This is a genomic window from Gillisia lutea (assembly GCF_021568705.1).
Lineage (GTDB): Bacteria > Bacteroidota > Bacteroidia > Flavobacteriales > Flavobacteriaceae > Gillisia > Gillisia lutea.
The window spans coordinates 176,929-201,392 of sequence record NZ_JAKGTH010000009.1 but is presented as its reverse complement, the minus strand read 5'-3'; the positions used below and the strand labels follow the sequence as shown (position 1 = coordinate 201,392).

Here is a 24,464-nt window from a genome sequence, read left to right as displayed (position 1 = left end):
AGAAACACCTTTCTAATTAAATATAATTTAATTTTGATGGGTAGATAAATGCATATGTTTCAAAAGATATTCCGCTCATATATTAATTCCTTTAGCGATCTAAGACGTGAGGTCTGGCTCTTGGCATTCATCACTTTTATAAATAGAGCGGGAACCATGGTAATCCCGTTCCTTTCTTTATACCTAACTAAAAGCCGAGGATTTTCACTTGAGGAAGTGGGCTGGATATTAACATTCTTCGGACTGGGCTCGGTAGCCGGATCATGGGTAGGAGGAAAATTGGTAGATTCCATAGGGCATTATAAAACCATGACTGCAAGCTTACTTTTATCTGCCGTACTATTTGTACTCTTACAATTCCCTGTATCTTTCTGGTCAATTTGTGCGGGTATATTTTTGGTAATGTTGGTAGCAGATGCCTTTAGACCTGCCGTTTTCGTGGCCATTAGCGCTTATAGTAAACCCGAGAACCGAACACGATCGGTAACTCTAATTCGACTCGCAATAAACCTAGGGTTTTCTGCCGGCCCTGCGGTTGGCGGACTCATAATAGCAAATAGCGGTTATAGTGGATTGTTTTGGGTAGATGGAATCACTTGTTTTTTAGCAGGTTTGCTTCTATTAAAGTTGCTGCACCCTAAAAAAGCGAAAGAGAATGTAAAGGAGGTAAATTTAAATCCGCAGGCAGTTTTAAACGATAAACCCTATCTTCTCTTTATTGGAGCAATGATATTATTTGGCTTTATCTTCATTCAGTATTTTTCAACTATGCCCCTGTATTATTCAGAAGTTCATTTACTTCCTGAGTCGGATATCGGCCTTCTTTTAGGTATAAACGGGTTTTTGATCTTTCTCCTAGAAATGCCGTTAATAAAATATATGGAAACTAAGAACAGTTCTGCCCTCCAAAATGTAATATTGGGTACTTTCCTGGTAGCTATAAGCTTTCTGGTTTTAAATCTAACCGGATGGATCGGGGCACTTTTAGTTGGAATGTTGTTTATGACAATTGGAGAAATGATCGCTTTTCCATTTTCCAATACCTTCGCTCTAAAACGTGCAGAGAGAGGTAAACAAGGTTCTTATATGGCATTGTATAGTATTGCATTTTCCATCAGCCATATTTTTGGTCATAACTCAGGAATGCAGTTAATAGGTGAATTTGGATTTAATCTTACCTGGTACATCATGGTATTTCTTGGGGTAGTTGCCTGCGCCCTAATTTTATGGCTTATTCGAATTCTAAAGAAAGAAGCTGTTTCTTATTCTTCTACGCCTATATTATAATATTTTGAGGTACCGGTATACTTTTTTATGAGTGTATTATATTCTGGGCTTAGTTTAAGATCTAAGGTATTGGGAATATTATACAATTCTTCAAGGTCTTTGTAACCGGTTTTCAATAGGTCCTCTAAATATAAAAGAGCAGTATAATAATCGCCATCGTTGGCACTTTGTGAGATGATATATAAATACGCTTCGGGATCATCTTTCTTGAAGACGGTTTGCAAAACAGCGCTATAAATCTTTCTATCTATTCCTGCCCTTTCCTGCTTTATTTTGCTGAAATTTTCTGAAGACATTACTTGTAAGAAGCCTTGGATTCTGTAAGCCATTTCGCTTTGGGCCTCAACTTTGGATTTCTGCATTTCTTCTAATTCCTTAACCTGATTTTTCCACCAGGCGATATTTTCAAAGTTTACAGTATATACATCTTCCTCAAAATAATAAATATATTCTTCTTTAAGCTGACTTTCCTTTATTTTTGCCCGATTGTATTCCCTGCGCTGTTCTTTAAAAAGATGTTCTTTTTTGATTTCTTTCTGAAGATTTCTAATGTCATCCTTTTTATCAAATAAGGCATATTTCATCTCCATCTTCTCCAAATACTGATATGCTTTGTAAGGTTGCAGGCTTCTTCTTAAGCGTTCTGAAATTTCCACATCCTGATTGTAGAGATCGTTAATCAGTTCATTGTTTATATGCTTTAATCCTTTAGACATTGACTGTAAACTAAATTCTGCCAATGCCTGGGAGATCATTTCGGCCCCGGGCCATTCGTTATTACTATTATAACTATATAGACTAGCCGTATGCCCCGATTTATTCAAGAAATATTGTACTTGCTGAAGCTTATATATATTAGCATCTTTCTCTCCTATTAGTGCTACCACAGAAAAATTAGAATCTTTTCCTAAGTAATTCTGCGTACTCCAAAAATCATCTACTGCCAATACCCCTTGAATATTTGGATAGATAGCTGGTATTGCACTTGCAACAACAGCTCCCTCTTTATAACCAGCTGTGTAAACTCTATTATTATCTATGGGAAAATAATTGAAAGTTTTATTCATCAACCTTAAAGCTACATCCACATTGGCAGATAGAGAGTCTTTAAAGCTTATATTATTTGAAGAAGCTACAATATACCCTTGTTGCTCTGCTCCCGGTAGAAATAAATGTGCAGTATTTCTGCCCCGGCCCATGGGATCAAATACAAATATTACGGGCCACATTTTATCTTTATCAAAATTGGTGGGAAGATATAGGGAAAAGCTTTCCTGAATACTGTCGTTAATTTTCAAATCATTAACCACGGCTCCTTTCTTTAAAGACATTTCCTGCCCCAGCATGCCATTAAAGGCACAAACTAAGAATATAAATAATATACGATTCACCTAAGTTCATTTAGTTACTCTCTAAAAGTAGAAGAATTTACCGGAAATAAAAAAGCCTCTAAACTTAGAGGCTTTAAATTAACTAAAATGTATATGGGGATTATTTTTTAACTCTTTGCAATCTCATATCATCGGTTGTAGGAAAAAATAATTTTGAAATTACTGATATCACTAAAAGATCAGCAAAAATCAAAAATAAAACTCTCACCACTTCAATTCCATAAAAATTTAATCCGGCAAATCCTATCAAACCTGTTACCACAGTCATTATCAAGAAAAGTAAAGTATAATTTTTCATCGTGTTTTATTTTTATCAAAGATAACTTGACTGTAGTCGTTATTTTATTAAAAAAATTACAATTAGATTCATTTTAACTAAAAAAATAAAAAACCGTAATGTAATGTTAATATATAGCCTGATTTCCAGGACCTTAAAAATAAAATTAAGCTTACATATCTTCATCTAAATTCATTTAATTATAATTCATTACATTTGCAGCCGGTTGCTACTTCTCCACTAGGCAACAATTTACACATTAAGACTGCCCGAAGGATATTCTTACAGGAGCAGCACATATAATTCATAAATGACATTTAACGATTTAGCATTGACTGAACCTTTACAAAAGGCAGTTGAAAAAGTAGGTTATACTAATCCTACACCAATACAAGCCCAGTCTATCCCGGCTATTTTAAACGGAAGAGATATTTTAGGTTGCGCTCAAACCGGTACCGGAAAAACCGCTGCCTTCTCCATACCAACAATTCAATTACTTAACAATAGCCAAGAAACCGGCAGAGGAAAAGTTGCTATAAAAAGTCTTATCCTTACCCCTACTCGAGAACTTGCCATTCAAATTGGCGAAAGTTTAGCCGATTATGGGAAATTCAGTAATTTAAAGCACCTGGTTATTTTTGGTGGAGTATCACAGCATTCTCAAGTTCAAGCGCTTAGAAATGGAGTTGACATTTTAGTTGCTACTCCCGGAAGACTATTAGATCTTATGGACCAGGGGTACATCTCTTTATCTAAACTGGAGATCTTCACTTTAGATGAGGCCGACAGAATGTTGGATATGGGATTTGTTCATGACGTAAAGAAAGTGATCAAAAAAATACCTGCAAAAAGACAAACTCTTTTCTTTTCGGCAACCATGCCTGATGCTATTTTAGATCTTGCACACAGTATTTTAAACAATCCTCTTAAAGTAGAAGTAACCCCTGTATCATCAACTGCAGAGCGCATTCGCCAAGAAGTATATTTTATTGATAAAACAAATAAGAAAAAACTTCTTGTAGATATCCTTAAAGAGTCTGACGCAGATAGAATTCTTGTTTTTACCCGTACCAAACACGGTGCAAACAAGGTGGTAAAAGATCTCATAAAAACCGGAATCACTTCAGAAGCTATACATGGTAACAAAACGCAGAATGCTCGTCAGAAGGCCTTAAAAAACTTCAAAGATAAAACAACCAGAGTATTAGTTGCTACCGATATTGCTGCTCGTGGTATAGATATAGACGAACTTGCGGTTGTTATTAATTTTGAAATTCCTAATATCGCTGAAACCTACGTACATAGAATTGGAAGGACAGGAAGAGCGGGATCTAGCGGAGTTGCTATTTCTTTCTGTGATTATGAAGAAAAAGCATATTTGAAGGATATTCAGAAATTGATAGATCAACAAGTTCCTGTGGTAGAAGATCATGACTACCCTATGGAATTCTTCGAGATCCCAGAGAAAAAACCGCAACAAAGAAGACCGTCCAGAAACAACAACCGATCTAGCACTTCAAAGAGAACCAACTCAGGAAATACTTCTAAAAGAAGAAACGTTGAAAGATCAAAAAATAAATAAAGGACATTCTGAAGAATATTTTGGTGACTACCGGGATTTCTGGTGGAATAAAGCATTTTTAGATCTAACCGCACAAAGGTTAGATCTAGAAAAATGTACATCTATGTTGGATGTAGGTTGCGGGCAGGGACACTGGACCCGTATTCTTGCTCCATATCTTGCGCCGGCATCAGAGATCACAGCAGTGGATAATGATATTCAATGGTTTTCTGAAAGCACAGATCTAAGTACTTATTTCTCAACTACCGGTCATAATTTCAATTTGCTTAAAGGAGATGCTCAAAATCTTCCTTTTCCAGATGATAGTTTTGATTTGGTTACATGCCAGACAGTTCTAATTCACGTTCCAAATCCACAAAAAGCAATTTCAGAAATGAAAAGAGTGCTAAAACCAGGAGGGATCTTATTGTGTGTAGAACCTAATAATATCGTGCAAAGTCTTACTAAGACCTCGCTTTCTAAAAATGACTCTATTGAAGAAACTCTAGATCATATAAAATACCGCCTTATTATAGAAAAAGGCAAGAAAAATATGGGGAGGGGGGATAATTCATTAGGCGATCTTTTACCTGGTATGTTCGCTCTTGAGGAATTGAAGAATATTGAAGTGCGACTATCAGATAAAGCTATAGCAATGTATCCACCTTATGATAATGAAGAACAGGTGGCAACGCTTAAACAGTGGATGAAGGGTAGTTCATGGAAGTCCAACACACAAAAGGATATCGATTTCTTTAGTGCAGCTGGAGAAGAATACATGCCTTTTTATTTCGATTATCAGGAAAAATATGCCAATAGAAGTGAACATGTAATGGGGGCATTAAAACGGGAGCAGTATCATGCCGGAGGTGGTTCTTTAATGTACTTGGTGAGTGGTAGGAAATAAACAGGTTATATATTCTAGAATAAACCGATGAACACCTGTTGTTTCATCGGTTTCTTTATCCTCTTCTTTTAATTGGACCTTGATCTACTACATCTGATAAAATGATGTGCGTTTTAGTTTCGCCATAGGTAATTAGTTTATCTATAAACTCTTCTAAATGGGATTGATCATACAGCACCACTTCCATGATAATATTTTCATTCCCGGTGATGCGATAACAATTGATCACTTCTTTAAACTCCTTTACTTTTTCTAAGAAGGGTTTTAATCTTCCCATAAATGCTCTTAAAGTGATTACCGCTTTAAGTTGATGACCTGTTTTGTGATACGAAACCTGTGCCTTATATCCTTTAATCACTCCCATATCCTCCATTTTCTTAACACGCTCGGCTACTGCAGGAGATGTTAATCCAATTTTCCGCCCGATTTCAGCAAAAGACATACGCGCATTACTTTGAAGTGATTCTAAAATCTGCCAGTTTAATCTATCTACCTGCATATTTAAAGTTTTTAACTAAAAAAATCTATCAATTAAAAGCTAATATACATATTCAAATTAATTTCAAAAGATAAGAGCGATACAATCTGATTAATTTTATGATCATTGAATTATGAATTTTTATGAATCATTTAGAGACTACAGATTTTATTAACTTGCCTGTTTACAAGAAAGCCCTGGAGCTATTTAAAGTTTCGAGAGCAATTGCCTGTAGTATAAGTGACAATAAGAATGTTTGGGAAATGAACCTGTCTGGAAATTATCATCAGCAATACGCGGGTGATCTGATGTCTGACACCCTGAGACTTGCACCAAGTCTGGCTATTCTTCAAAATGCAAGCAACCCTACTATTCGATTAAAAAGAGCTAAAAATATTAGAAGAGCAATAAACAATATAGCTTTAAAATGTAGAAAACTAGAATTTAGTGGAATAAAGGAAAAAGAATTTATTTCCTTATTAAAGGCTGAGATTCACCAATTTGATCATCTATTTTCTGAATGGGTGCACCATCTTCAATTTAGAAAAGATAATTAATTTTACTGGACTTCTTCGGTAACGAAAAATGCCAATTTCACACCTTGTATGAACATATTGGTACCTATAATAGCTATTATCAATCCCATGATCTTTTCAATAACAACAATTTTATTGGCTCCAATATATTTCACTAAATATTCGCTAGAAATAAAAGCCAAATAATTAAGCCACATAATAAGCCCTAACATTAAAATAATAATGCCTAATTGGAGGTAATTTGCATTGGTAGTGTAGTTCATAGCCGTAACTATGGTACCAGGACCTGCCAAAATTGGTATTGCCAGAGGGGATATGGAAATCCCTTCATTAAAATTTACTTCACTTTGATTATCTATACTCGACTCTTGTGAACGGATCATTTCAAAACCAACAAAAAATATAAGTATTCCCCCGGTTATTTTAAAGGCGGGGATGGTAAGTCCAAAAAGATCAAAAATATATTTTCCTAAAATAATAAATCCGGTTACTATAATAAAAGCTGTGAAGGTGGCCTTTTTAGATATCTTCTTTTTGGTCTTTTGATCGGCTTGCCGGGTAAGACTTAAAAAGATGGGAATATTCCCTGCAGGACTATTAATAGCAAAGAACCCCGTAAAAACAGCAATAGCAAATAACCATAGGTGATCCATACTAATCTTAATTTAATAAGCTGCGAAGTTAATTTATTTTTTTGAAGTCGTTAATCTAATCGTGATTTTTGTAAAAAAAGAAGCCTTCACAAACAGTCGTGAAGGCTTTATTAAACTATAATGGTATTCTAACTTTACATATTTCTTCTATACTGCCCTCCTACTTCAAACATCGCTGAAGTAATTTGCCCTAACGAACAAACTTTGGTTGCTTCCATGAGTACAGCAAATAGATTTTCGTTCTTAATAGCAGCTTCTCTAATTTCTTGCAATGCTTTTTCGGCTTCATCCTTATTGGCATTATGAAGATTTTCCAGGGTAGTAATCTGATATTTCTTTTCTTCTTCGGTGGCTCTAATTACTTCGCCCGGTGTAACCGTTGGGGAACCGGTAGAACTAAGAAAGGTATTCACTCCGATAATTGGGAATTCTCCATTATGTTTTAGAGTTTCATAATAAAGACTTTCCTCCTGTATCTTACTTCGCTGATACATAGTTTCCATGGCGCCTAATACCCCACCTCGCTCTGTAATTCTATCAAATTCTAATAGAACTGCTTCTTCAACCAGATCGGTTAACTCCTCAATAATGAAAGCTCCCTGAATAGGATTTTCATTTTTTGTAAGGCCTAGTTCTTTATTTATAATTAACTGAATAGCCATTGCGCGTCTTACAGAAGCTTCTGTTGGCGTGGTAATAGCTTCATCATAAGCATTGGTATGCAAAGAGTTACAGTTATCGTAAATCGCATATAATGCTTGTAAAGTGGTTCTAATATCATTAAAATCGATTTCCTGAGCATGTAATGATCTCCCAGATGTCTGGATATGATATTTCAACATTTGAGCTCTGGGATTTGCACCGTATTTGTGTTTTAGAGCTTTCGCCCATATCTTACGGGCCACCCTTCCAATTACAGCATATTCAGGATCTATTCCATTTGAGAAAAAGAATGAAAGGTTTGGCCCGAATTTATTGATGTCCATACCTCGACTTAGGTAGTATTCTACATAGGTAAACCCGTTAGCAAGGGTAAGTGCTAATTGTGTTACCGGATTGGCCCCTGCTTCAGCAATATGATATCCTGAAATAGATACCGAATAGAAATTTCTTACTTTTTCATCTATAAAATATTCTTGAACATCCCCCATCAAACGCAGGGCATATTCAGTTGAAAAGATACAGGTATTTTGTGCCTGGTCTTCTTTTAAGATGTCGGCCTGTACAGTACCTCTAACCACACTTAAAGTATGTTTTTTGATATCGGCATAGACATTGGCAGGTAAAACCTGATCTCCTGTCACTCCCAGTAGCATCAATCCAAGACCATTGTTTCCTTCAGGTAATTTCCCCTGATAAGCAGATCTTTCTACTCCTTTTTCTTTATAGATATTCTTGATCTTGGTCTCTACTTCATTTTCTAGACCGTTTTCTACTATATATTTTTCGCATTGCTGATCGATAGCTGCATTCATAAAGAACCCGAGTAGCATAGGAGCTGGACCATTAATAGTCATACTTACCGATGTTAATGCATCTGCCAGATCGAAACCTGAATATAACTTTTTGGCATCATCCAAACAGCAAATAGAAACTCCCGCATTTCCTATCTTTCCATAAATATCTGGTCTGAAATCCGGATCGTTACCATATAATGTTACCGAATCAAAAGCAGTAGAAAGTCTTTTTGCCGGAAGCCCCACGCTTACATAATGAAAGCGTCTATTCGTTCTTTCCGGTCCGCCTTCTCCTGCGAACATTCTGGTTGGATCTTCTCCTGAACGTTTAAAAGGATATAAACCGGCAGTATAAGGAAACTCTCCCGGAACATTTTCCTGCAGACACCAGCGAAGGATATCCCCCCAAGCCTGATACTTTGGTAATGCAATTTTAGGAATTTGTGTGTGAGAAAGTGACTCGGTATGTGTTTCTATCTTTATCTCTTTATCTCTAACTTTGAAGCTATAAATAGGCTCCTTATATTTATCTACTTTTTCGCTCCAGCCTGTAATAACTTCCCAGTTATAAGGGTCAAGGTCCATTTTAACTTTATCGAACTCTTTTTTAAGAAGATCAACAAAATCTTTATTCTCTTCAGTTTGAGAGTTCTCTAAAGGTTCTTCTTCTATTCCAAATTTCGAAAGTTCTAATGTGGTATTTACAACGGTCTCTAAGGTTTTGTAGATTCCATAGAGCTTCTGTGCAACGTCTACTTGAGTTGCTGCTACACTGTCATAATTTCTGTTATTTTCAGAGATCTCAGAGAGGTAGCGCACTCGACTTGGTGGAATAACATATATCTTCTCACTCACCTCATCGTTTATATGAAATTCTGAATTCAACCTGGCATCGGTCTTTTCATCCACCTTGTTCATCAATTTTCTATAGAGGGTATTCATCCCCGGATCGTTAAATTGTGAAGCAATGGTACCATACACGGGAAGTGATTCGGGATCTTCATGCCATAAGCCATGATTTCTCTGAAATTGCTTCTTCACATCTCTTAAGGCATCTAAAGCACCACGCTTATCAAATTTATTGATGGCCACAAGATCTGCGAAATCCAGCATGTCTATTTTTTCCAACTGAGTTGCAGCCCCAAATTCCGGAGTCATTACATAAAGAGAAGCATCAGAATGTTCAAGAATTTCGGTATCCGATTGCCCAATTCCTGAGGTTTCAAGAATAATCAAATCATATTCGGCTGCTTTTAATACTTCTACTGCCTCAGCAACATATTTAGACAAAGCAAGATTTGATTGTCTAGTAGCAAGAGAACGCATATACACGCGGGGGTTGTTAATAGCATTCATCCGAATTCTATCTCCCAGAAGTGCCCCTCCGGTTTTTCTTTTTGAAGGATCTACCGAAATAATCCCAATAGTTTTTTCTGGGAAGTCAATTAAAAATCTACGAACCAGTTCATCTACCAACGAGGATTTCCCTGAGCCACCTGTTCCAGTGATTCCTAATACCGGAGTAATGTTGTTTTCAAGAGAAACCTCTGAAAAGTGCGTTTTGAAATCTTCATGTCTGTTTTCGGCTAGAGAGATTAACCTGGCAATGGTATTTACATCCTTTTCTTTCAGTTGCTTCTGCACCTCTTTCTCATTTTGCAACGCAGGTGTTGGAGTATCGGCAGTTTTAACCAAATCGTTGATCATTCCCTGCAATCCCATTTCTCTACCATCATCTGGAGCATAGATACGCGTAATCCCGTAATCCATCAATTCTTTGATTTCTTCTGGAAGGATAACTCCTCCCCCTCCACCAAATATCTTAATGTGTCCGGCTCCTTTTTCTTGCAGCAAGTCGTACATATATTTGAAATACTCATTATGTCCGCCCTGATAAGACGTCATTGCTATCGCATTGGCATCTTCCTGAATTGCACAATTCACAACTTCTTCTACACTACGATCATGCCCCAAGTGAATTACTTCTACTCCTGTAGATTGTATAATTCGGCGCATAATATTTATGGCAGCATCATGTCCGTCAAAAAGCGAAGCAGCTGTTACAATTCTGACTTTATTCTTGGGTTTATAAGGAGCTTGTATTTCCATTTTATATACTAAATTTTATAGTCGCAATTTAAGAATTTCGCAACAAACTATAGGATAATCATTTTTATTTTAAAGATATCGTAAAACAAAAACGCCCCTTCAAAAAGGGACGTTCCAAAAATAAACATTTAAAAATAGCTTAATTGAACATTTTCATATCAATTTCAATATCTAGGCCTTTAGCAACCCCGGCACCTAATTGAGGATCGGCTCTAAACCAATGGCACAATTGCCTATTTGTAATCTCTTCCTTTTTAGGTCCTTCAATTCCACTCATTGCACCAACAATATTATTTATCAAATTCGTCTTAGCCTGATTATCCATAATTCTGAATAAATTACCCGGCTGAGTGTAATGATCATCCTCCCCCGGTGCATTTCTATCAAACCAGTCCGCTTCAGCATCTACCACTGTTGGTGGCACCTGCTTGTAGCTTTCATCTATTTCAATATCATCAAAACTGTTCGGATAATAATTAGGTTTACGTCCCTGGTTCCCATCAATACGCATCAAACCATCTCGCTGATAATTATTGCTTTCTGTCATAAACGGACATCTGTTTACGGGAATCTGCTCGTAATTTGCTCCCAATCTATACCTATGAGCATCAGGATACGAAAGTAACCTACCTTGTAGCATTTTATCTGGAGAGAAACCAATTCCATCAACAATATGGGCAGGAGAAGTTGCTAATTGTTCTATCTCTGCAAAATAATTGTCTGGGTTTCTATTTAATTCCATCACTCCTACATCAATAAGAGGGTAATCTCCATGGGGCCAAACTTTAGTTAGATCAAAAGGATTGATATGATAATTCTGAGCCTGTTCCTCGGTCATTACCTGAATTTTCAGATTCCATTTCGGATAATTTCCTTCTTCTATACTTTTCATGAGATCCCGTTGCGAGAAATCCGGATCTTTACCGCGCATTTCCATCGCCTCTTCATCGGTAAAATTCTTAATTCCCTGAGCTGTTTTAAAGTGGAATTTCACATATACTCTCTCATCATCCTTATTGATCAATGAAAAAGTGTGCGACCCGTATCCGTTCATGTGGCGCACTCCAAAAGGAGTTCCCCTATCACTCATAAGAATAGTGACCTGATGTAAAGATTCGGGACGAAGCGACCAAAAATCCCACATCATAGTTGGAGACTTCATATTTGTGTATGGATCTCTTTTCTGGGTATGTATAAAATCACTGAATTTTTTAGGGTCTTTCACAAAAAATACGGGGGTATTATTCCCCACTAAATCCCAATTCCCATCTTCTGTATAGAATTTAATTGCAAAACCACGAGGGTCTCTCTCGGTATCTGCCGAACCTTTTTCTCCTCCTACTGTCGAAAAACGAGCTATTAGGTCTGTTTTCTTTCCGACTTCTGAAAATATTTTTGCTTTGGTATATTTGGTAATATCGTTAGTTACAGTAAATGTTCCATAGGCTCCAGAACCCTTAGCATGAACTACACGTTCGGGAATTCTTTCTCTATTAAAATGTGCCATTTTCTCATGAAGAATATAATCTTCTAATAATAATGGCCCTCTTCTTCCAACACTTAGCGTATCCTCATTTTCTACATAAGGTCTTCCAGAAGCCGTAGTTAATTTCTTTTTATCACTCATTGGTATAGTTTTTAGATTGGTGAAGGTACAGCTAGATGAACTATAATAAAAATCGATTGTTTTAATATTAATATAATTTTTATTGATGATTTAACTGGTCTTTTATACTTACTTTTGAAAAAAATATTTTATGAAAAAGTTACTTGCTATCATCCTTCTACCTTTATTAACGGGTTGTGCCGAATTACAACAAATAGCAACTCAGTTTCCAGAGAGCGGGTACAGCATTACCAATACTGAAATAGCTTCCGGTCTTAGAGAGGCCTTAGACATGGGCATAGATAAGCAGGTTAAGAAATTAACTGAAGAAGGCGGATTCTATAGCAATGAATTAGTAAGAATTACACTTCCACCAGAACTTCAAAAAGTAGACAAGACATTAAGAAATGTTGGCTTAAGCGCTTTGGCTGATGAAGGTTTAAAAGTCTTAAACAATGCAGCTGAAGATGCGGTGAAAGAAGCGACTCCTATTTTTGTTAACGCCGTTAAAGAAATCACTTTTACTGATGCGAGAAATATCTTATTAGGAAATGACACAGCTGCAACTTTCTATTTGAGAAATAAAACGGAAACTGAACTTTATAACAAATTCAATCCTGTAATATCCAATTCGTTGAATAAGGTTGGAGCCACACAGGTTTGGGCAAATATTATTGATAAATATAACACGTTACCTTTAACTTCTAAAGTGAATCCAGATCTACCCGATTATGTTACTAAGGAAGCTCTGGCTGGAGTTTTTACGATGATTGGAATTGAGGAACAGGAAATAAGAACCAACTTTGCAGCAAGATCATCACAACTACTACAACGAGTATTTGCTCTTCAAGATTAACACCCGCGCCTAAACCAATGATACCCTTAATTTTATAAAAGCTTTAACCTGAGGTTAATATAATTTAAAACTCATGTAGAATATCTTTGCATCAAAATAAAGATGATGCTGGAAAAGATATTTTTTAAAACCGAAGAAGATGGTTTATGCGATAAATATACAAGGTTGATGAATCAAGCCTATAAGGTTGCTTTATTCGATAAAGAGAAAAGTGATAAATTAAATGCGAGAGCTAAAAAATTACTTGATTATATCAAGCAAAGAAATTACAATAAGGTAGATAATTTAGTTTGAAGTTCTTTAAAATAGCTGATTGAGGATAAAAGCCTGGAACCATACCAACTAAAATATTCCCCATCTACTAAAATAACAGGAATTTGCAGTTCTTCCTGAATTTCCCGTATATGTTCTTCTTTAAAAGGATAAGGTTCGGAAGAAAGAAAAATAATATCTGCTGATGATTTTTTGAGGTCTTTTAAATTCACCTCAGGATAGCGCCCCTGTTTTTCCGATAGAACATTTTCAAAATTATTGATACTTAAAAGGGTATTAATGAAAGTATTTTTACCCGCCCCCATCCAAGGTTTCCTCCATATAAGATATGCTACTTTTAACTTGTTGAGGGGCAACACCTTCAAAAGGGCTTCTTTTTCCTTTTGTATTTGTAATGTTAGCAACGAGGCCTCTTGCTCTTTTCCAAATATCTTTCCATAACAACCAATAAGTTGTAATGCGTCTTTAAAAGTAATGACTTCTGAAACATGAACGGGTGCGATTTTCTCCAATGCCAGAACCATATCCTCGGTATTTTCCTCTTTATTACAAAGAATAATATCGGGTTTTAAGGCTTCTATCTTTTCGTAGTCTACTTTTTTAGTACCTCCAACAACTGTGCTATTTTTCTTTAAGGCTTCAGGATGTACACAAAATTTAGTTACACCTACAATCTTATCTTCTAACCCCAAATAGGAAAGCAATTCAGTTTGACTAGGAACCAAGGAAACTATTCGTTCCGGGGTTTTTGCTAAATGAAATGATCTTCCTATCTGATCAGAAAATTGCATAATTTAAAGACTTTCCAACTGTTCAGCCATTTGCCCTTGTATCACTTCAGCTTTTGCAGCAGCGATCTCAGCAAAATTTGAAGTTTCTGAAGCGTAGATAATAGCTCGTGATGAGTTTATTAACAAACCTACATCTTTATTCATCCCATATTTACAAACTTCTTCCAGGCGGCCGCCCTGTGCCCCAACTCCCGGAACAAGCAAGAAACTATCTGGTATAATTTTTCTGATTTCGCCTAAATATTCAGCTTTAGTAGCTCCAACTACATACATAAGCTGATCAGAATTTTTCCAGGATTTAGATTTCTCTATCACGGTTTTATACAATTCCTGCTCATTGGTTTTCAAGGTTTGAAAATCGAAGGCGCCTTCATTAGAAGTTAAAGCCAGCATGATAGTGTGCTTATTTGGAAATTCCAAAAATGGTTCAACAGAATCTTTTCCCATATATGGCGCTACAGTAACCGAATCAAAAGCCAACTCCTGAAAAAATGCTTTTGCATACATGGCAGAGGTATTCCCGATATCACCTCGTTTTGCATCGGCAATGGTAAAGATCTCAGGATAGTTATGATTGATGTATTCAATTGTTTTCTTCAAAGATTTCCATCCCTTTATGCCATAAGCTTCATAAAATGCTATATTAGGTTTGTAGGCTACAGCATATTTGTGCGTAGCGTCTATAATAGCTTTATTGAAGCTGAAAATTGGATCGTCCTCAGATAATAAATAGGTTGGTATTTTATCCATATCGGTATCCAGACCTATGCATAAAAAAGATTTTTTCTTATGTATCTGCTCAATAAGGGCCTTGGTGGTCATAAAATGAGGTTTTAAGAATTTTAATTTGGTAAAAAGGCACAAAAAATCCCGCAAAAGCGGGATTTTGATAGTATCAATTTAGAAAACATCACTGTTCTCCTTCAGTTTTTCAGTATTCTCTACTAACTGCAATTCATCAATTATCTTTTGTATATCTCCATTTATAATATTGGAAAGATCATACAAAGTTAAGTTTATTCTATGATCGGTAACCCTTCCTTGAGAATAATTATATGTTCTAATTTTTGCACTTCTATCGCCACTTGCAACCATTGAGTTTCTCTTAGCCGAATCTGCTTCAAGTTTCTTGGCAAGTTCCATTTCATAAAGTCTAGAACGTAAAACTCTAAAAGCTTTCTCCTTATTTTTATGTTGTGACTTTTGATCCTGGCACTGAGCTACCAGTCCTGTTGGAACGTGGGTAAGACGAACCGCAGAATAAGTTGTATTCACCGACTGACCCCCAGGACCGGAAGAACAGAAATAATCTACTCTTACATCCTTAGGATTAATCTCAACATCAAATTCTTCAGCTTCCGGCAATACCATAACTGTAGCTGCTGAAGTGTGTACTCTACCCTGAGTTTCGGTTTGAGGAACACGCTGTACACGATGTACTCCCGCTTCAAACTTTAAAGTTCCATATACATCTTCTCCTGCAATTTCAAAGATAATTTCTTTAAAACCACCACTGGTACCTTCGTTAAAATCTACAATAGTAGATTTCCAGCCTCTACTTTCAACATATTTGGTATACATTTTATAAAGGTCTCCTGCAAAAATACTCGCTTCATCTCCTCCGGTTCCAGCTCTAATTTCCATTACAACATTCTTGGCATCTTCAGGATCTTTGGGCACCAACATCATTCGAATCTTTTCTTCCAAAGCAGGGAGTTCTCCTTTAGCTTCTTCCATCTGCATCTTGGCCATCTCGGTCATTTCAGCATCACTACCGTCGGCAATGATCTCTTCAGATTCTTTGATATTATCGGTTAATGCAACATATTTCTCACGCACATCCATTAGTGCCTTCAAATCTTTATATTCTTTATTTAATTCTATGTAACGCTTTTGATCAGAAATAATTTCTGGTTGAATGATTAAATCATTCACTTCATCAAAGCGCTGCTTCACTATATTCAACTTCTCAATCATAAATTTTAGGATGATTTTTCAAGGCGAATTTACGATAATTTGTCCGAATTATTAGAATAGCATTTAAACAAAGATAGCGGCTCTCTATAAGATTAGATTTAAGAAGGCATCACTGAAGTCTTTTAACCGAACCGATATTAATCAAGTAGCGCTTTTTTATAGCTTCTTTGTAATTGCATGAACTTTAATAGGAAAATTATCCCAAGAATATTTGTTATTCTATCCACTAAATAGAATTCGAAAAACTCCAAGTAGAATGCTATAAAAAAACTTAAATCTGATAAGACCAGACCTAAAACTGCTCCTAAAAAAAACAGTGATGTATCATTGTCGTATCTGTTATTATAAGTTACCGCCGCAGTCACACAAAATATTATAGAAATACCATAAATTAGAAATAAGATATTTAGAATAGGTGAGGCATTCCCCATACTTATTGTATCATTTAGGTAATTGAGCAAAAATAGATTTAAGACTAAGGCACTTATAAAAATGATGGAGGGTAAAAGCTTCAGTTGAAGCTTCTTTATATAACCAATTACCATGAAGCCTAGTAAAAGGTAGCAAATCAATCTAATTACAAAGATCAAATTATTGAAAATTGGATTTTCGTATTTTATAAGCAAGAAGTCACACAAAAGTAATAGAGCAAATACAATGAGTCCCTTTTTGTTGTAGAATCTCGAGCTTAGAAAAAGCACAAAAAACAGTAACATGGTAATAGCTCTAATCCATCTGTTTATTATTTCATCTAAAAAAATAATTACAAAGGCATTCAGACATATTAAGATGATAGCCAATAACCACAAAAAATACTTTGACTTCTTCATTTAGGTATCTTTCTTTCAAGTTAGAACAATATGAGTTTAACATATGTTTAAAGAACGTTAAACCTGCAAATCGCAAAAATCCTCTAACTATCTTCCGATTTATCTAATTTATAAAATATGTAAGGCCATTTATTTGGTCCAACACTAATGATGAAAGCTAGATAAGAAAATATGATTACAAAAAAGCAACTTTTCAATTTGAGGTATTTCGTTTTCAACAGGTGAAAACGACAAAATTTAATATTATAGAAGAAAAAATAATACAATTGTAGTACTAATAATATTAGCTATTCTATTTTACTGTATTTCGTACAAAGAAATTATAAATAAGTATAAAGCGGCCGTGCTAAGTTATACTCATTTATAATACTTCGTAAAATGAACTGCCAGTCGGCACGAGAAAATAATATTCACTAATATTGAAATGTTCCAAATTCACTATTAATGGTTAATTTTTTGGACTGTGAAGCTTCTACTTTTCCAATAATTTTAGCCTCTACATTATAAGAATTAGATATTTCAATTAGGTCTTGAGCAATACTCTGGTCTACATACAACTCCATACGATGCCCCATATTGAAAACCTGGTACATCTCCTTCCAATCGGTTTTACTTTCCTGTTGAATAAGCTTGAATAATGGTGGTACCTCAAACATATTATCTTTAATAATATGTAAATTATCTATAAAATGTAAGATTTTAGTTTGCGCTCCTCCACTACAATGAACCATACCATGGATTTGATTACTATTATATTTTGAAAGCACCTCTTTAATAATTGGAGCATAAGTTCTTGTTGGTGATAATACTAATCTACCAGCATCTAATGGAGAATTTTCAACTTTATCTGTTAGTGATTTCGACCCTGAATAAACAAGTTCTTCGGGAATAGTAGCGTCAAAACTTTCTGGATATTTTTTAGCTAATATCTTGGAGAAAACATCGTGCCTTGCAGAGGTTAAACCATTACTTCCCATACCTCCGTTATATTCTCTTTCATAGCTGGCCTGACCATAAGAAGAAAGCCCCACAATCACATCACCGGGAATTATATTGGCATTATCGATAACATCTTCCCTTTTCATTCGAGCGGTAACTGTGGAATCGACGATAATTGTTCTAACCAAGTCTCCAACATCGGCTGTTTCACCACCAGTAGAATGGATCTCCACTCCAAACTTTTTTAAATCGGCAAGCAATTCCTCGGTACCATTAATTATTGCTGAAATAACTTCTCCCGGAATTAAATTCTTATTTCTCCCAATAGTGGAGGAGAGCATAATATTATCTGTGGCTCCCACACAAAGAAGATCGTCGATATTCATGATTAGAGCATCTTGAGCAACACCTTTCCATACAGAAATATCTCCAGTCTCTTTCCAATACATATAAGCCAAAGATGTTTTAGTTCCTGCTCCATCGGCATGCATAATTAAGCAATGCTCATTATCACCGGTAAGGAAATCTGGCACTATTTTACAAAATGCCTTCGGGAACAATCCTTTATCAACATTTTTTATAGCGTTGTGCACGTCTTCTTTTCCTGCTGAGACACCGCGACCGGCATATCTTTTACTTATTTCCTGGCTCATGGACTTATTTTGAGATTTCAAATATAAGCAGATTTCAATTCTTAGTGAAGTATTACAAAAGCAAAAGGGACAACTAATTTATAGCTGCCCCTTTTTGCTTAAATAGAATCTTTAATTTTATTCCCAGTCTGGCATCATTGAATTTTCAAATATCAAAGTCCGTTCAGAATCTTCCCCGCCAATCTCGGTGGTAAATATATTTCTGGCAGATAAGCCATCATTAGATGTATTGGTAAAGATAACTAAGGCTTCATTAGGTGAAAATCTCGGCTCAAAATCGTTTGTTCCATTTTCTTTAGAAGTGCTTATATCCAAACTTGCGCCTGTTACAAAAGTATACAGGAAGATATGAGAATTGAGTTGTCTATAATCATCACTTTCATATGCAGATATATCTCTAGTATATAAAAGTGTTTTTTTATCTACAGATATATCTAAACCGCCAAGTGCACCGGTAACATTGTCTATAATTGTTGTTAACTGCGCTCCGCTAAAGTCAATGGTATAAATGGATGCATCATAACCATTTGCATTATTAGTGAGTAATGCTATTATGCTATTATCCTTACTTACAGCTACATTGGTAATAAATTTACCACTAGGAGTTTGATAAACTAATGCGGTTCCGCCCCCTGTTGCATTAATGCTATATAATTTAGAGTAATTCGGGTAGACTAATGTGGCACCATCCTGAGCCCAAGAGAAACTTATCTTATCCAGATTAAATCCATTCACCGGAATATTGGATGTGACCTGAATTTGATTTGCTCCATCAGGATCCATAGTGAATAAATGGGTTTGTCCTCCTACTGTTCTTAGAAATGCAATCTTATTGGATGCGTTATTTTTAACTGGCCTAAAGCTATTTAAATTAGACGAAGTGAGTTGATACTCATTTCCCTCGTTATCGGAGGAGTATATAACATTATTCCCAGCCACCTTTTTCACATACAAATACCTGCTTTTTGGATATTGCGCAGTTTGAAATGAGTAAACCGGACTTAAAACAGGTTCGTTTATACTATCTGTAACCTTAATTTGCCAGAAGTACTTATAACCAAATTGCAAACCTTCAACCGTATAGGTAGTGTCTACTATACTGGAATACTTTAAAATATCATTATTTACGTTATTCCTTAATTGTAGTTCATATACAAGCTCATCTCCATCGGGATCGCTAGAACTCCAGGAAAAATCTATTGTTACATCTTGATCTGTAGAATTATCTTCAGGAAAAATTGCCTGAGGTGTAGTAGGTTCCCGATTGTTTCCTGTATCAGGTAACATTTCAAAAATAACATTTATTTCAGCATTTGAGAGCACTGTCGCACCTTCAAATTTAGTTAACAAGCCGTCCTTTTTAGCTTGAATTGAATATTCTGCTGCAGGCACATTCTCTATTACAAAATCTCCGTTTTCATCGGTAAAAACGGTAGAAGTAACAGGATTGGTTGAAATTTTCACATTTTGGATTGGTTCGTTGTCTCCCTGAGAAACTACAGTACCTGTAATTTTACCTACCCCAAATGAATCTATTGTATCTTCACTACATCCAACAAGGAGGGAGATAAATAAAAAGACGAATATATATTTTACTATTTTCATAGGATGAATCTTTTAAGTTTAATTGTTTTTCTCCTGATTGGATTTACCAAGATAGAAGTTTACGCCAAGTCCGAAATTGAAGAAGTGATCATCCCTCTTTCCATTGATAACATAATCCAACTCATCATCAAAAAGGATATTATGCTCGGCAAATGCCTTCAATCCTAACTTTTCAGTAAGCATATATTCCAGACCCAGTCCATACTGTAATTTGAAATGGGAATTGCTCATTCCATCAGGAACATCTCCTCCATTTAAACCTAAAATTACACCGGGGCCTCCGTATAGATATGGACCAAGATCATCGTTAGGTAAGACCAAATATTTTGCATTAGCCTCAAGACCTACAAATTTCTGAGAATAATTCTCTCCGCTTTTCAACTCGAAGGCACTAGCTGAAATATTTAAAGAAAATGAGGGAATAACATTGCGCTCATAATCAATCTTTACTAGTGGTCCTACATCTTGTTTAGAATAATCTCCACTTAATAAAGAGGTTCCCATACTAAGCCCAAAGGAGTTAGAATAGTTCCTTTCAATAAATTTTCTATCATAGAGCTTAGTTAATTCAGCCTCTTCCTTCTCTGCATCATAATTGGCTATTAACTGCGCTTCAATTCCCTCTCCTTCCTTTACTTTCCACAGGTCATCTTTAACGCCTTCTACAATAAGAGATTCTACAGCCTTTTCTATGGCTTCTTTAACAGCCAGTTGCACAGGTTCGTTACGAGTAAAACCTATCTCAGCCTCCAATAACCTTTGGAAGTTTACATACCGGAACAAACTTGCATCTAAGGCTTGTGAAAGAATGGTTTTAGATATATACACATTCTTTAAGATTTTACCGCTTGAGGTAGAAATGGCCCTTAAGTAAATTGTAACCCTGTCTTGACGGTATTGAGTACTTCCTCCCGCACCAAAATAGCGAGCTCCCATTCCACCCGTTATAATATTGGTATCATAAGAAACGATCCCTCCTTCTAAAAGTACACCAGCATATAGTAACGGTGGCAGTTGTGGTTCAGAAGGATTGGAAGATGCTCTATATTCCTGACGAGTAGATCTAATTATATTACGTTCGTTAAGTAAGTTTCCTATATTCTCTCTTTCTATAGGAACGAACCAACGAGAATCTTCTAAAGCTTTAATTAAAATTGAAGTAGCCCCCTGAGTTACAGCTGTACTAAAAGTGCTTCCGGTTTCCGAAGGTTTGTATTGCCCGGTGAGATCTCGGAAATTATAGACTCCTACAACTACCGGTTCTTCCGGGAGAGGTAAATTTTGAAGTCTTTCCGTGACGGCGGAGGTTTCGCCAATTCTGGCTTCTTTCACATCTACAGGTTGGTTAAAAACCGCCCCGCAGGAAGTGAACATGGTTACTAAAACAACCATGCAAATAAGTCTGTTAACGTTCATAAGATAGGTTAGTTTGGTATTATAATTTGGGTTTGTTCGCCTGTATTAGTGTCTAATATATTTATAACGAGACCTTGGTCTGACGGGTAAATATCTACCGCCAAACTCCCAAAAGTATAACTTCCGGGTTGTAAGCCTGAATTTCCAAATTGATCGGTAAATAATTGCCGGGTAACCTGACCTAAAAGTTGGGAATTAAGACTTTTAGTAAATTGTTCTAATTCTGTGAGCTCCTCACTACCCGAGGCGTTAGGATCCTTAAATCCATTTTGCGATTGTGCAGAGCTTAGAAGCCACTGATAATTATAGGGATTCCCACCAAAAGCAGAATTAACAGGTCTATACACCAATTCCTGAGCCTGGGTATAAAAACAACCTGCAATAATAAGAAAGAAAAGTAAAGTTATAGATTTCATAGGCGCTTGTATTTAGTAATGATTAATGCTTTCACTTCTATTTTTGAGATATTCAAAATACCGATTTACTTGCCTTAAAGCCTGATCGGCTTTTTCCTCTAGGTAATCCAGTTTAGGTCTTGCATAAAATTGAAAAACAATTTTATCTTCCACCTTCACCATTATTTTGGTGGTTCTCCCAAAACTAATTACCTCATCTATAGAAATAATCTTATTTCCCTGTTCCGGGCTTAAACTATATTTCTGATAGAAAAAACCATAAAAATCTTTTCCCGGTTTAGTTTTGGTGTTCTCGGTTACCATTCCCGTTAATTCTATTCCTTCGTTAGGCCTTTGATAAGATAATTTTTCTTCAGCAGGTTTACTTTCCGCCTCCTTGTCATTATATACTTCTCTGGCGGTTCCTATAACTTCATCATCCTGATTGTAGATTACCAGTAGTATGATTGTCTTTTGGCCTGAACCTATAGAAACTGAGGTTGTAGACAGGCTTTTCACTTCAAATGGTTCTAAGGTAAAGCGGCCGGACTGAGCGTTTTTAGAAGAGTTATTATTTTCATCATAGGTTATTACAGAAAATTCATAACGTAAACTATAGTTAGCCTCAGTTAAATTTTTTGCAGATGAAATAAGTTCTAAGATTCCATCATTAACATTGGAAGCTGTAATTATAGCCTCCACTTTTGAATTAAAATTTTGAGAAACTCCGGTAAAAAAAACAAATAAGAATGACACAGTAATTAAGCATCTAAACTTTAATATTTTCTTTACGAATCCCATTCTTTATTTATAATTTCTTACAATAATCGATTTTGAATCTCCGGTCATATTAAACCTGATATTATCGCCTATGGAATTTGATCCATATCTTTCAAAAAGCAAATTATCTCCATTTTGTGTTAAGTTAATAGAGATATTACTGGTGGGAGAATTAACACTGTCTAAGAAGTAGTTATTATTCCCATTCTGTTCCACATCAGCCACTAAGCTTTTAACATTAGCAGTTAAGTTAATAAAATTATCATTACCATCTTGTGAAAATTCAACATCACTTTTTTTAGCATTGATGTTTGATTCCACTATATTTCCATCACCAATTTGTTGGATATAGATTTGATTCCCCTGTTGATACCTGTTAGCCAAAAGAGCATCGGCTGGCCTATTTTGAGAAAAAAGTGTCCACTCCTGTAAATTTGTCGTTGAATAACCTTCCGCTGATATTGTAGTTATTATTTGTGCATTTGAGGGGAAGTAAGAGACAAGAAACAACATCAGAACGAAACTAAAATAAACTAGTTTTTTCATGATACGAGTTTTAATTAAGAAAATTAAGAGCTGTTTTATCTTAAAAACAACTCTTAATTTCTTTACATTTTTAATGTTTAAAGTGATCTTTAGAAACTTGACTGAGTTACAGTAGAAGCGTTGTTATTTCCAATTTGATCTACATTACTAACATCTCCATAACCGGATTGAGTTACGTTAGCCATGTTATCATTACCATCTTGTAATACCCAAGAGTAGTTAATACCACCAGATTGTAATACAGTAGCGTCGTTTCTCCAACCATCTTGAGTTACTTCAGAATGTTGACGGAATCCACTTTGAGTTACTGTGGCATCATTATAACCTCCATCTTGGGTTACATCAGAATAATTAAATCTTCCACTTTGAGATACAGTTGCTTCGTTGTTACTTCCATCTTGCTCTACACCAGAATAATCAAAAAATCCACTTTGAGTAACAGTAGCCTTATTGTCATCTCCATCTTGATTGATTTCAGAAGTATCATGACGACCTGATTGAGTTACGTAAGCTTCATTATTAATTGGATCCAACCACCAGAAAAAATTATCATTATCACCAACCTGAGTAATTTGAGAGTCATTTCCATGACCGCTTTGAGTCACTTCAGCATGCTGTTGTTCATCCTGCTGATCAATGTTCGAATTCTGCCATTCTCCGGTTTGAGTCACCATTGCATCACTGCTAAATCCATCCTGATTTATAACGGAGGTATGAATGTTCGTACCAACTTGACTAACAGTAGCGGTATGGTAATACCCGTTTTGGTTAATGTCACTGTCATTTGCATTGTACTGAGCAAAGACCATAGTTCCACACATTAGCGCTAGAGCGCTTAACATAACTTTTTTCATAATTGTAAATATTTAAATGGTTAATAAAAATTACATATTTGAACTCGGAAATTAATCCGTAGTTATGGGGCGGGTATTCAATAAAGGGGTGTATGTGATTTATGTACGATCCATTTGTAAGGGGGTTGGAGTGAGGGTTCCACTGAATCGCATAGCTAATGTATAAAAAAGAGTACTTACAATAAATTCTTTTCGACTAACAACTGAAATATTTGTTAAAAGACCTTAATCTTTTTAACATATTCTCATTTTAAACAAAAAAACCCTGATAGCATCAGGGTTTTAAC

General features: G+C 35.7%; 22 protein-coding genes. 6 read left to right on the top strand and 16 right to left on the bottom strand.

Annotation, left to right across the window (positions count from 1 at the left end):
* The first annotated feature begins 54 nt into the window (after nt 1-54).
* Nucleotides 55-1,287: an MDR family MFS transporter gene (locus tag L1I30_RS10350; protein ID WP_236134217.1), complete on the top strand. Its 1,233-nt coding sequence runs from the start codon at nt 55-57 to the stop codon at nt 1,285-1,287.
* Here L1I30_RS10350 and L1I30_RS10345 read toward each other — a convergent pair.
* The gene (locus L1I30_RS10345; protein WP_236134216.1) at nt 1,263-2,678 is read right to left on the bottom strand and encodes a hypothetical protein; all 1,416 of its coding nucleotides are present in this window, start codon (nt 2,676-2,678) and stop codon (nt 1,263-1,265) included. The two genes, L1I30_RS10350 and L1I30_RS10345, sit on opposite strands and share 25 nt — an antisense overlap.
* Nucleotides 2,679-2,778: 100 nt before the next feature.
* Nucleotides 2,779-2,976: a DUF1328 domain-containing protein gene (locus tag L1I30_RS10340; RefSeq protein WP_236134215.1), complete on the bottom strand. Its 198-nt coding sequence runs from the start codon at nt 2,974-2,976 to the stop codon at nt 2,779-2,781.
* A gap of 289 nt (nt 2,977-3,265) precedes the next feature.
* On the opposite strand from L1I30_RS10340, the gene L1I30_RS10335 reads away from it, so the two are divergent.
* On the top strand, nt 3,266-4,537 hold the full coding sequence (locus L1I30_RS10335) for a DEAD/DEAH box helicase (RefSeq protein ID WP_236134214.1): 1,272 nt from the start codon (nt 3,266-3,268) through the stop codon (nt 4,535-4,537).
* Nucleotides 4,515-5,423: a class I SAM-dependent methyltransferase gene (locus tag L1I30_RS10330; RefSeq protein ID WP_236134213.1), complete on the top strand. Its 909-nt coding sequence runs from the start codon at nt 4,515-4,517 to the stop codon at nt 5,421-5,423. The genes L1I30_RS10335 and L1I30_RS10330 overlap by 23 nt, the downstream gene beginning before the upstream one ends.
* A 55-nt stretch (nt 5,424-5,478) precedes the next feature.
* Here L1I30_RS10330 and L1I30_RS10325 read toward each other — a convergent pair whose 3' ends face one another.
* Complete coding sequence (locus L1I30_RS10325) at nt 5,479-5,922, bottom strand: Lrp/AsnC family transcriptional regulator (protein WP_236134212.1); 444 nt, start codon at nt 5,920-5,922, stop codon at nt 5,479-5,481.
* 122 nt (nt 5,923-6,044) lie between these two features.
* Here L1I30_RS10325 and L1I30_RS10320 point away from each other — a divergent pair, with 122 nt between their 5' ends.
* Entirely contained in the window at nt 6,045-6,458 is a 414-nt protein-coding gene (locus tag L1I30_RS10320; protein WP_236134211.1) for a hypothetical protein, read from the top strand.
* A gap of 2 nt (nt 6,459-6,460) precedes the next feature.
* Here the strand turns inward: L1I30_RS10320 and L1I30_RS10315 are convergent, their stop codons facing one another.
* From L1I30_RS10315 to L1I30_RS10305, 3 genes are all read right to left on the bottom strand, one after another.
* Nucleotides 6,461-7,090: a MarC family protein gene (locus L1I30_RS10315; protein WP_236134210.1), complete on the bottom strand. Its 630-nt coding sequence runs from the start codon at nt 7,088-7,090 to the stop codon at nt 6,461-6,463.
* Nucleotides 7,091-7,224: 134 nt separating this feature from the next.
* Entirely contained in the window at nt 7,225-10,656 is a 3,432-nt protein-coding gene (locus L1I30_RS10310; RefSeq protein ID WP_236134209.1) for a methylmalonyl-CoA mutase family protein, read from the bottom strand.
* A 139-nt stretch (nt 10,657-10,795) separates the two neighbouring features.
* Nucleotides 10,796-12,283, bottom strand: coding sequence for a catalase (locus tag L1I30_RS10305; RefSeq protein ID WP_236134208.1), 1,488 nt, complete (start codon nt 12,281-12,283; stop codon nt 10,796-10,798).
* 130 nt (nt 12,284-12,413) lie between these two features.
* Here L1I30_RS10305 and L1I30_RS10300 point away from each other — a divergent pair, with 130 nt between their 5' ends.
* Both L1I30_RS10300 and L1I30_RS10295 read left to right on the top strand, forming a co-directional pair.
* Complete coding sequence (locus L1I30_RS10300; protein ID WP_236134207.1) at nt 12,414-13,118, top strand: DUF4197 domain-containing protein; 705 nt, start codon at nt 12,414-12,416, stop codon at nt 13,116-13,118.
* 105 nt (nt 13,119-13,223) lie between these two features.
* Nucleotides 13,224-13,412 carry a Lacal_2735 family protein gene (locus L1I30_RS10295; RefSeq protein WP_236134206.1) on the top strand — a complete coding sequence of 63 codons (189 nt, stop codon included), beginning with the start codon at nt 13,224-13,226 and terminating at the stop codon, nt 13,410-13,412.
* Here the strand turns inward: L1I30_RS10295 and L1I30_RS10290 are convergent.
* The 10 genes from L1I30_RS10290 to L1I30_RS10245 all read right to left on the bottom strand — a co-directional run bounded on the left by L1I30_RS10290 (nt 13,385) and on the right by L1I30_RS10245 (nt 24,177).
* Complete coding sequence (locus L1I30_RS10290) at nt 13,385-14,182, bottom strand: ABC transporter substrate-binding protein (RefSeq protein ID WP_236134205.1); 798 nt, start codon at nt 14,180-14,182, stop codon at nt 13,385-13,387. The two genes, L1I30_RS10295 and L1I30_RS10290, sit on opposite strands and share 28 nt — an antisense overlap.
* A gap of 3 nt (nt 14,183-14,185) precedes the next feature.
* Entirely contained in the window at nt 14,186-15,004 is an 819-nt protein-coding gene (pyrF, locus tag L1I30_RS10285) for an orotidine-5'-phosphate decarboxylase (RefSeq protein WP_236134204.1), read from the bottom strand.
* Between the two features lie 78 nt (nt 15,005-15,082).
* Nucleotides 15,083-16,159 carry a peptide chain release factor 1 gene (gene prfA / locus L1I30_RS10280; RefSeq protein ID WP_236134203.1) on the bottom strand — a complete coding sequence of 359 codons (1,077 nt, stop codon included), beginning with the start codon at nt 16,157-16,159 and terminating at the stop codon, nt 15,083-15,085.
* Nucleotides 16,160-17,402: 1,243 nt separating this feature from the next.
* Complete coding sequence (locus L1I30_RS10275; protein ID WP_236134202.1) at nt 17,403-18,581, bottom strand: AIR synthase related protein; 1,179 nt, start codon at nt 18,579-18,581, stop codon at nt 17,403-17,405.
* Nucleotides 18,582-18,698: 117 nt separating this feature from the next.
* Nucleotides 18,699-20,186: a carboxypeptidase regulatory-like domain-containing protein gene (locus tag L1I30_RS10270; protein WP_236134201.1), complete on the bottom strand. Its 1,488-nt coding sequence runs from the start codon at nt 20,184-20,186 to the stop codon at nt 18,699-18,701.
* Between the two features lie 18 nt (nt 20,187-20,204).
* The gene (locus tag L1I30_RS10265) at nt 20,205-21,602 is read right to left on the bottom strand and encodes a CsgG/HfaB family protein (protein ID WP_236134200.1); all 1,398 of its coding nucleotides are present in this window, start codon (nt 21,600-21,602) and stop codon (nt 20,205-20,207) included.
* Nucleotides 21,603-21,610: 8 nt separating this feature from the next.
* On the bottom strand, nt 21,611-22,018 hold the full coding sequence (locus tag L1I30_RS10260; protein ID WP_236134199.1) for a curli production assembly/transport component CsgF: 408 nt from the start codon (nt 22,016-22,018) through the stop codon (nt 21,611-21,613).
* Between the two features lie 12 nt (nt 22,019-22,030).
* On the bottom strand, nt 22,031-22,753 hold the full coding sequence (locus L1I30_RS14340; RefSeq protein ID WP_236134198.1) for a CsgE family curli-type amyloid fiber assembly protein: 723 nt from the start codon (nt 22,751-22,753) through the stop codon (nt 22,031-22,033).
* 48 nt (nt 22,754-22,801) lie between these two features.
* Nucleotides 22,802-23,323 carry a hypothetical protein gene (locus L1I30_RS10250; protein WP_236134197.1) on the bottom strand — a complete coding sequence of 174 codons (522 nt, stop codon included), beginning with the start codon at nt 23,321-23,323 and terminating at the stop codon, nt 22,802-22,804.
* 89 nt (nt 23,324-23,412) lie between these two features.
* On the bottom strand, nt 23,413-24,177 hold the full coding sequence (locus L1I30_RS10245; RefSeq protein ID WP_236134196.1) for a hypothetical protein: 765 nt from the start codon (nt 24,175-24,177) through the stop codon (nt 23,413-23,415).
* Between the last annotated feature and the right edge of the window lie 287 nt (nt 24,178-24,464).

Bases quoted from the DNA above. Each gene is read 5' to 3' on its own strand.
- L1I30_RS10270 (WP_236134201.1), bottom strand. From the start codon at position 20,186: ATGAAAATAGTAAAATATATATTCGTCTTTTTATTTATCTCCCTCCTT.
- L1I30_RS10275 (WP_236134202.1), bottom strand. From the start codon at position 18,581: ATGAGCCAGGAAATAAGTAAAAGATATGCCGGTCGCGGTGTCTCAGCA.
- L1I30_RS10245 (WP_236134196.1), bottom strand. From the start codon at position 24,177: ATGAAAAAAGTTATGTTAAGCGCTCTAGCGCTAATGTGTGGAACTATG.
- L1I30_RS10325 (WP_236134212.1), bottom strand. From the start codon at position 5,922: ATGCAGGTAGATAGATTAAACTGGCAGATTTTAGAATCACTTCAAAGT.
- prfA (WP_236134203.1), bottom strand. From the start codon at position 16,159: ATGATTGAGAAGTTGAATATAGTGAAGCAGCGCTTTGATGAAGTGAAT.
- L1I30_RS10320 (WP_236134211.1), top strand. From the start codon at position 6,045: ATGAATCATTTAGAGACTACAGATTTTATTAACTTGCCTGTTTACAAG.
- L1I30_RS10335 (WP_236134214.1), top strand. From the start codon at position 3,266: ATGACATTTAACGATTTAGCATTGACTGAACCTTTACAAAAGGCAGTT.
- L1I30_RS10350 (WP_236134217.1), top strand. From the start codon at position 55: ATGTTTCAAAAGATATTCCGCTCATATATTAATTCCTTTAGCGATCTA.
- L1I30_RS10340 (WP_236134215.1), bottom strand. From the start codon at position 2,976: ATGAAAAATTATACTTTACTTTTCTTGATAATGACTGTGGTAACAGGT.
- pyrF (WP_236134204.1), bottom strand. From the start codon at position 15,004: ATGACCACCAAGGCCCTTATTGAGCAGATACATAAGAAAAAATCTTTT.
- L1I30_RS10250 (WP_236134197.1), bottom strand. From the start codon at position 23,323: ATGAAAAAACTAGTTTATTTTAGTTTCGTTCTGATGTTGTTTCTTGTC.
- L1I30_RS10260 (WP_236134199.1), bottom strand. From the start codon at position 22,018: ATGAAATCTATAACTTTACTTTTCTTTCTTATTATTGCAGGTTGTTTT.
- L1I30_RS10265 (WP_236134200.1), bottom strand. From the start codon at position 21,602: ATGAACGTTAACAGACTTATTTGCATGGTTGTTTTAGTAACCATGTTC.
- L1I30_RS10290 (WP_236134205.1), bottom strand. From the start codon at position 14,182: ATGCAATTTTCTGATCAGATAGGAAGATCATTTCATTTAGCAAAAACC.
- L1I30_RS10310 (WP_236134209.1), bottom strand. From the start codon at position 10,656: ATGGAAATACAAGCTCCTTATAAACCCAAGAATAAAGTCAGAATTGTA.
- L1I30_RS10305 (WP_236134208.1), bottom strand. From the start codon at position 12,283: ATGAGTGATAAAAAGAAATTAACTACGGCTTCTGGAAGACCTTATGTA.
- L1I30_RS10315 (WP_236134210.1), bottom strand. From the start codon at position 7,090: ATGGATCACCTATGGTTATTTGCTATTGCTGTTTTTACGGGGTTCTTT.
- L1I30_RS10295 (WP_236134206.1), top strand. From the start codon at position 13,224: ATGCTGGAAAAGATATTTTTTAAAACCGAAGAAGATGGTTTATGCGAT.
- L1I30_RS10300 (WP_236134207.1), top strand. From the start codon at position 12,414: ATGAAAAAGTTACTTGCTATCATCCTTCTACCTTTATTAACGGGTTGT.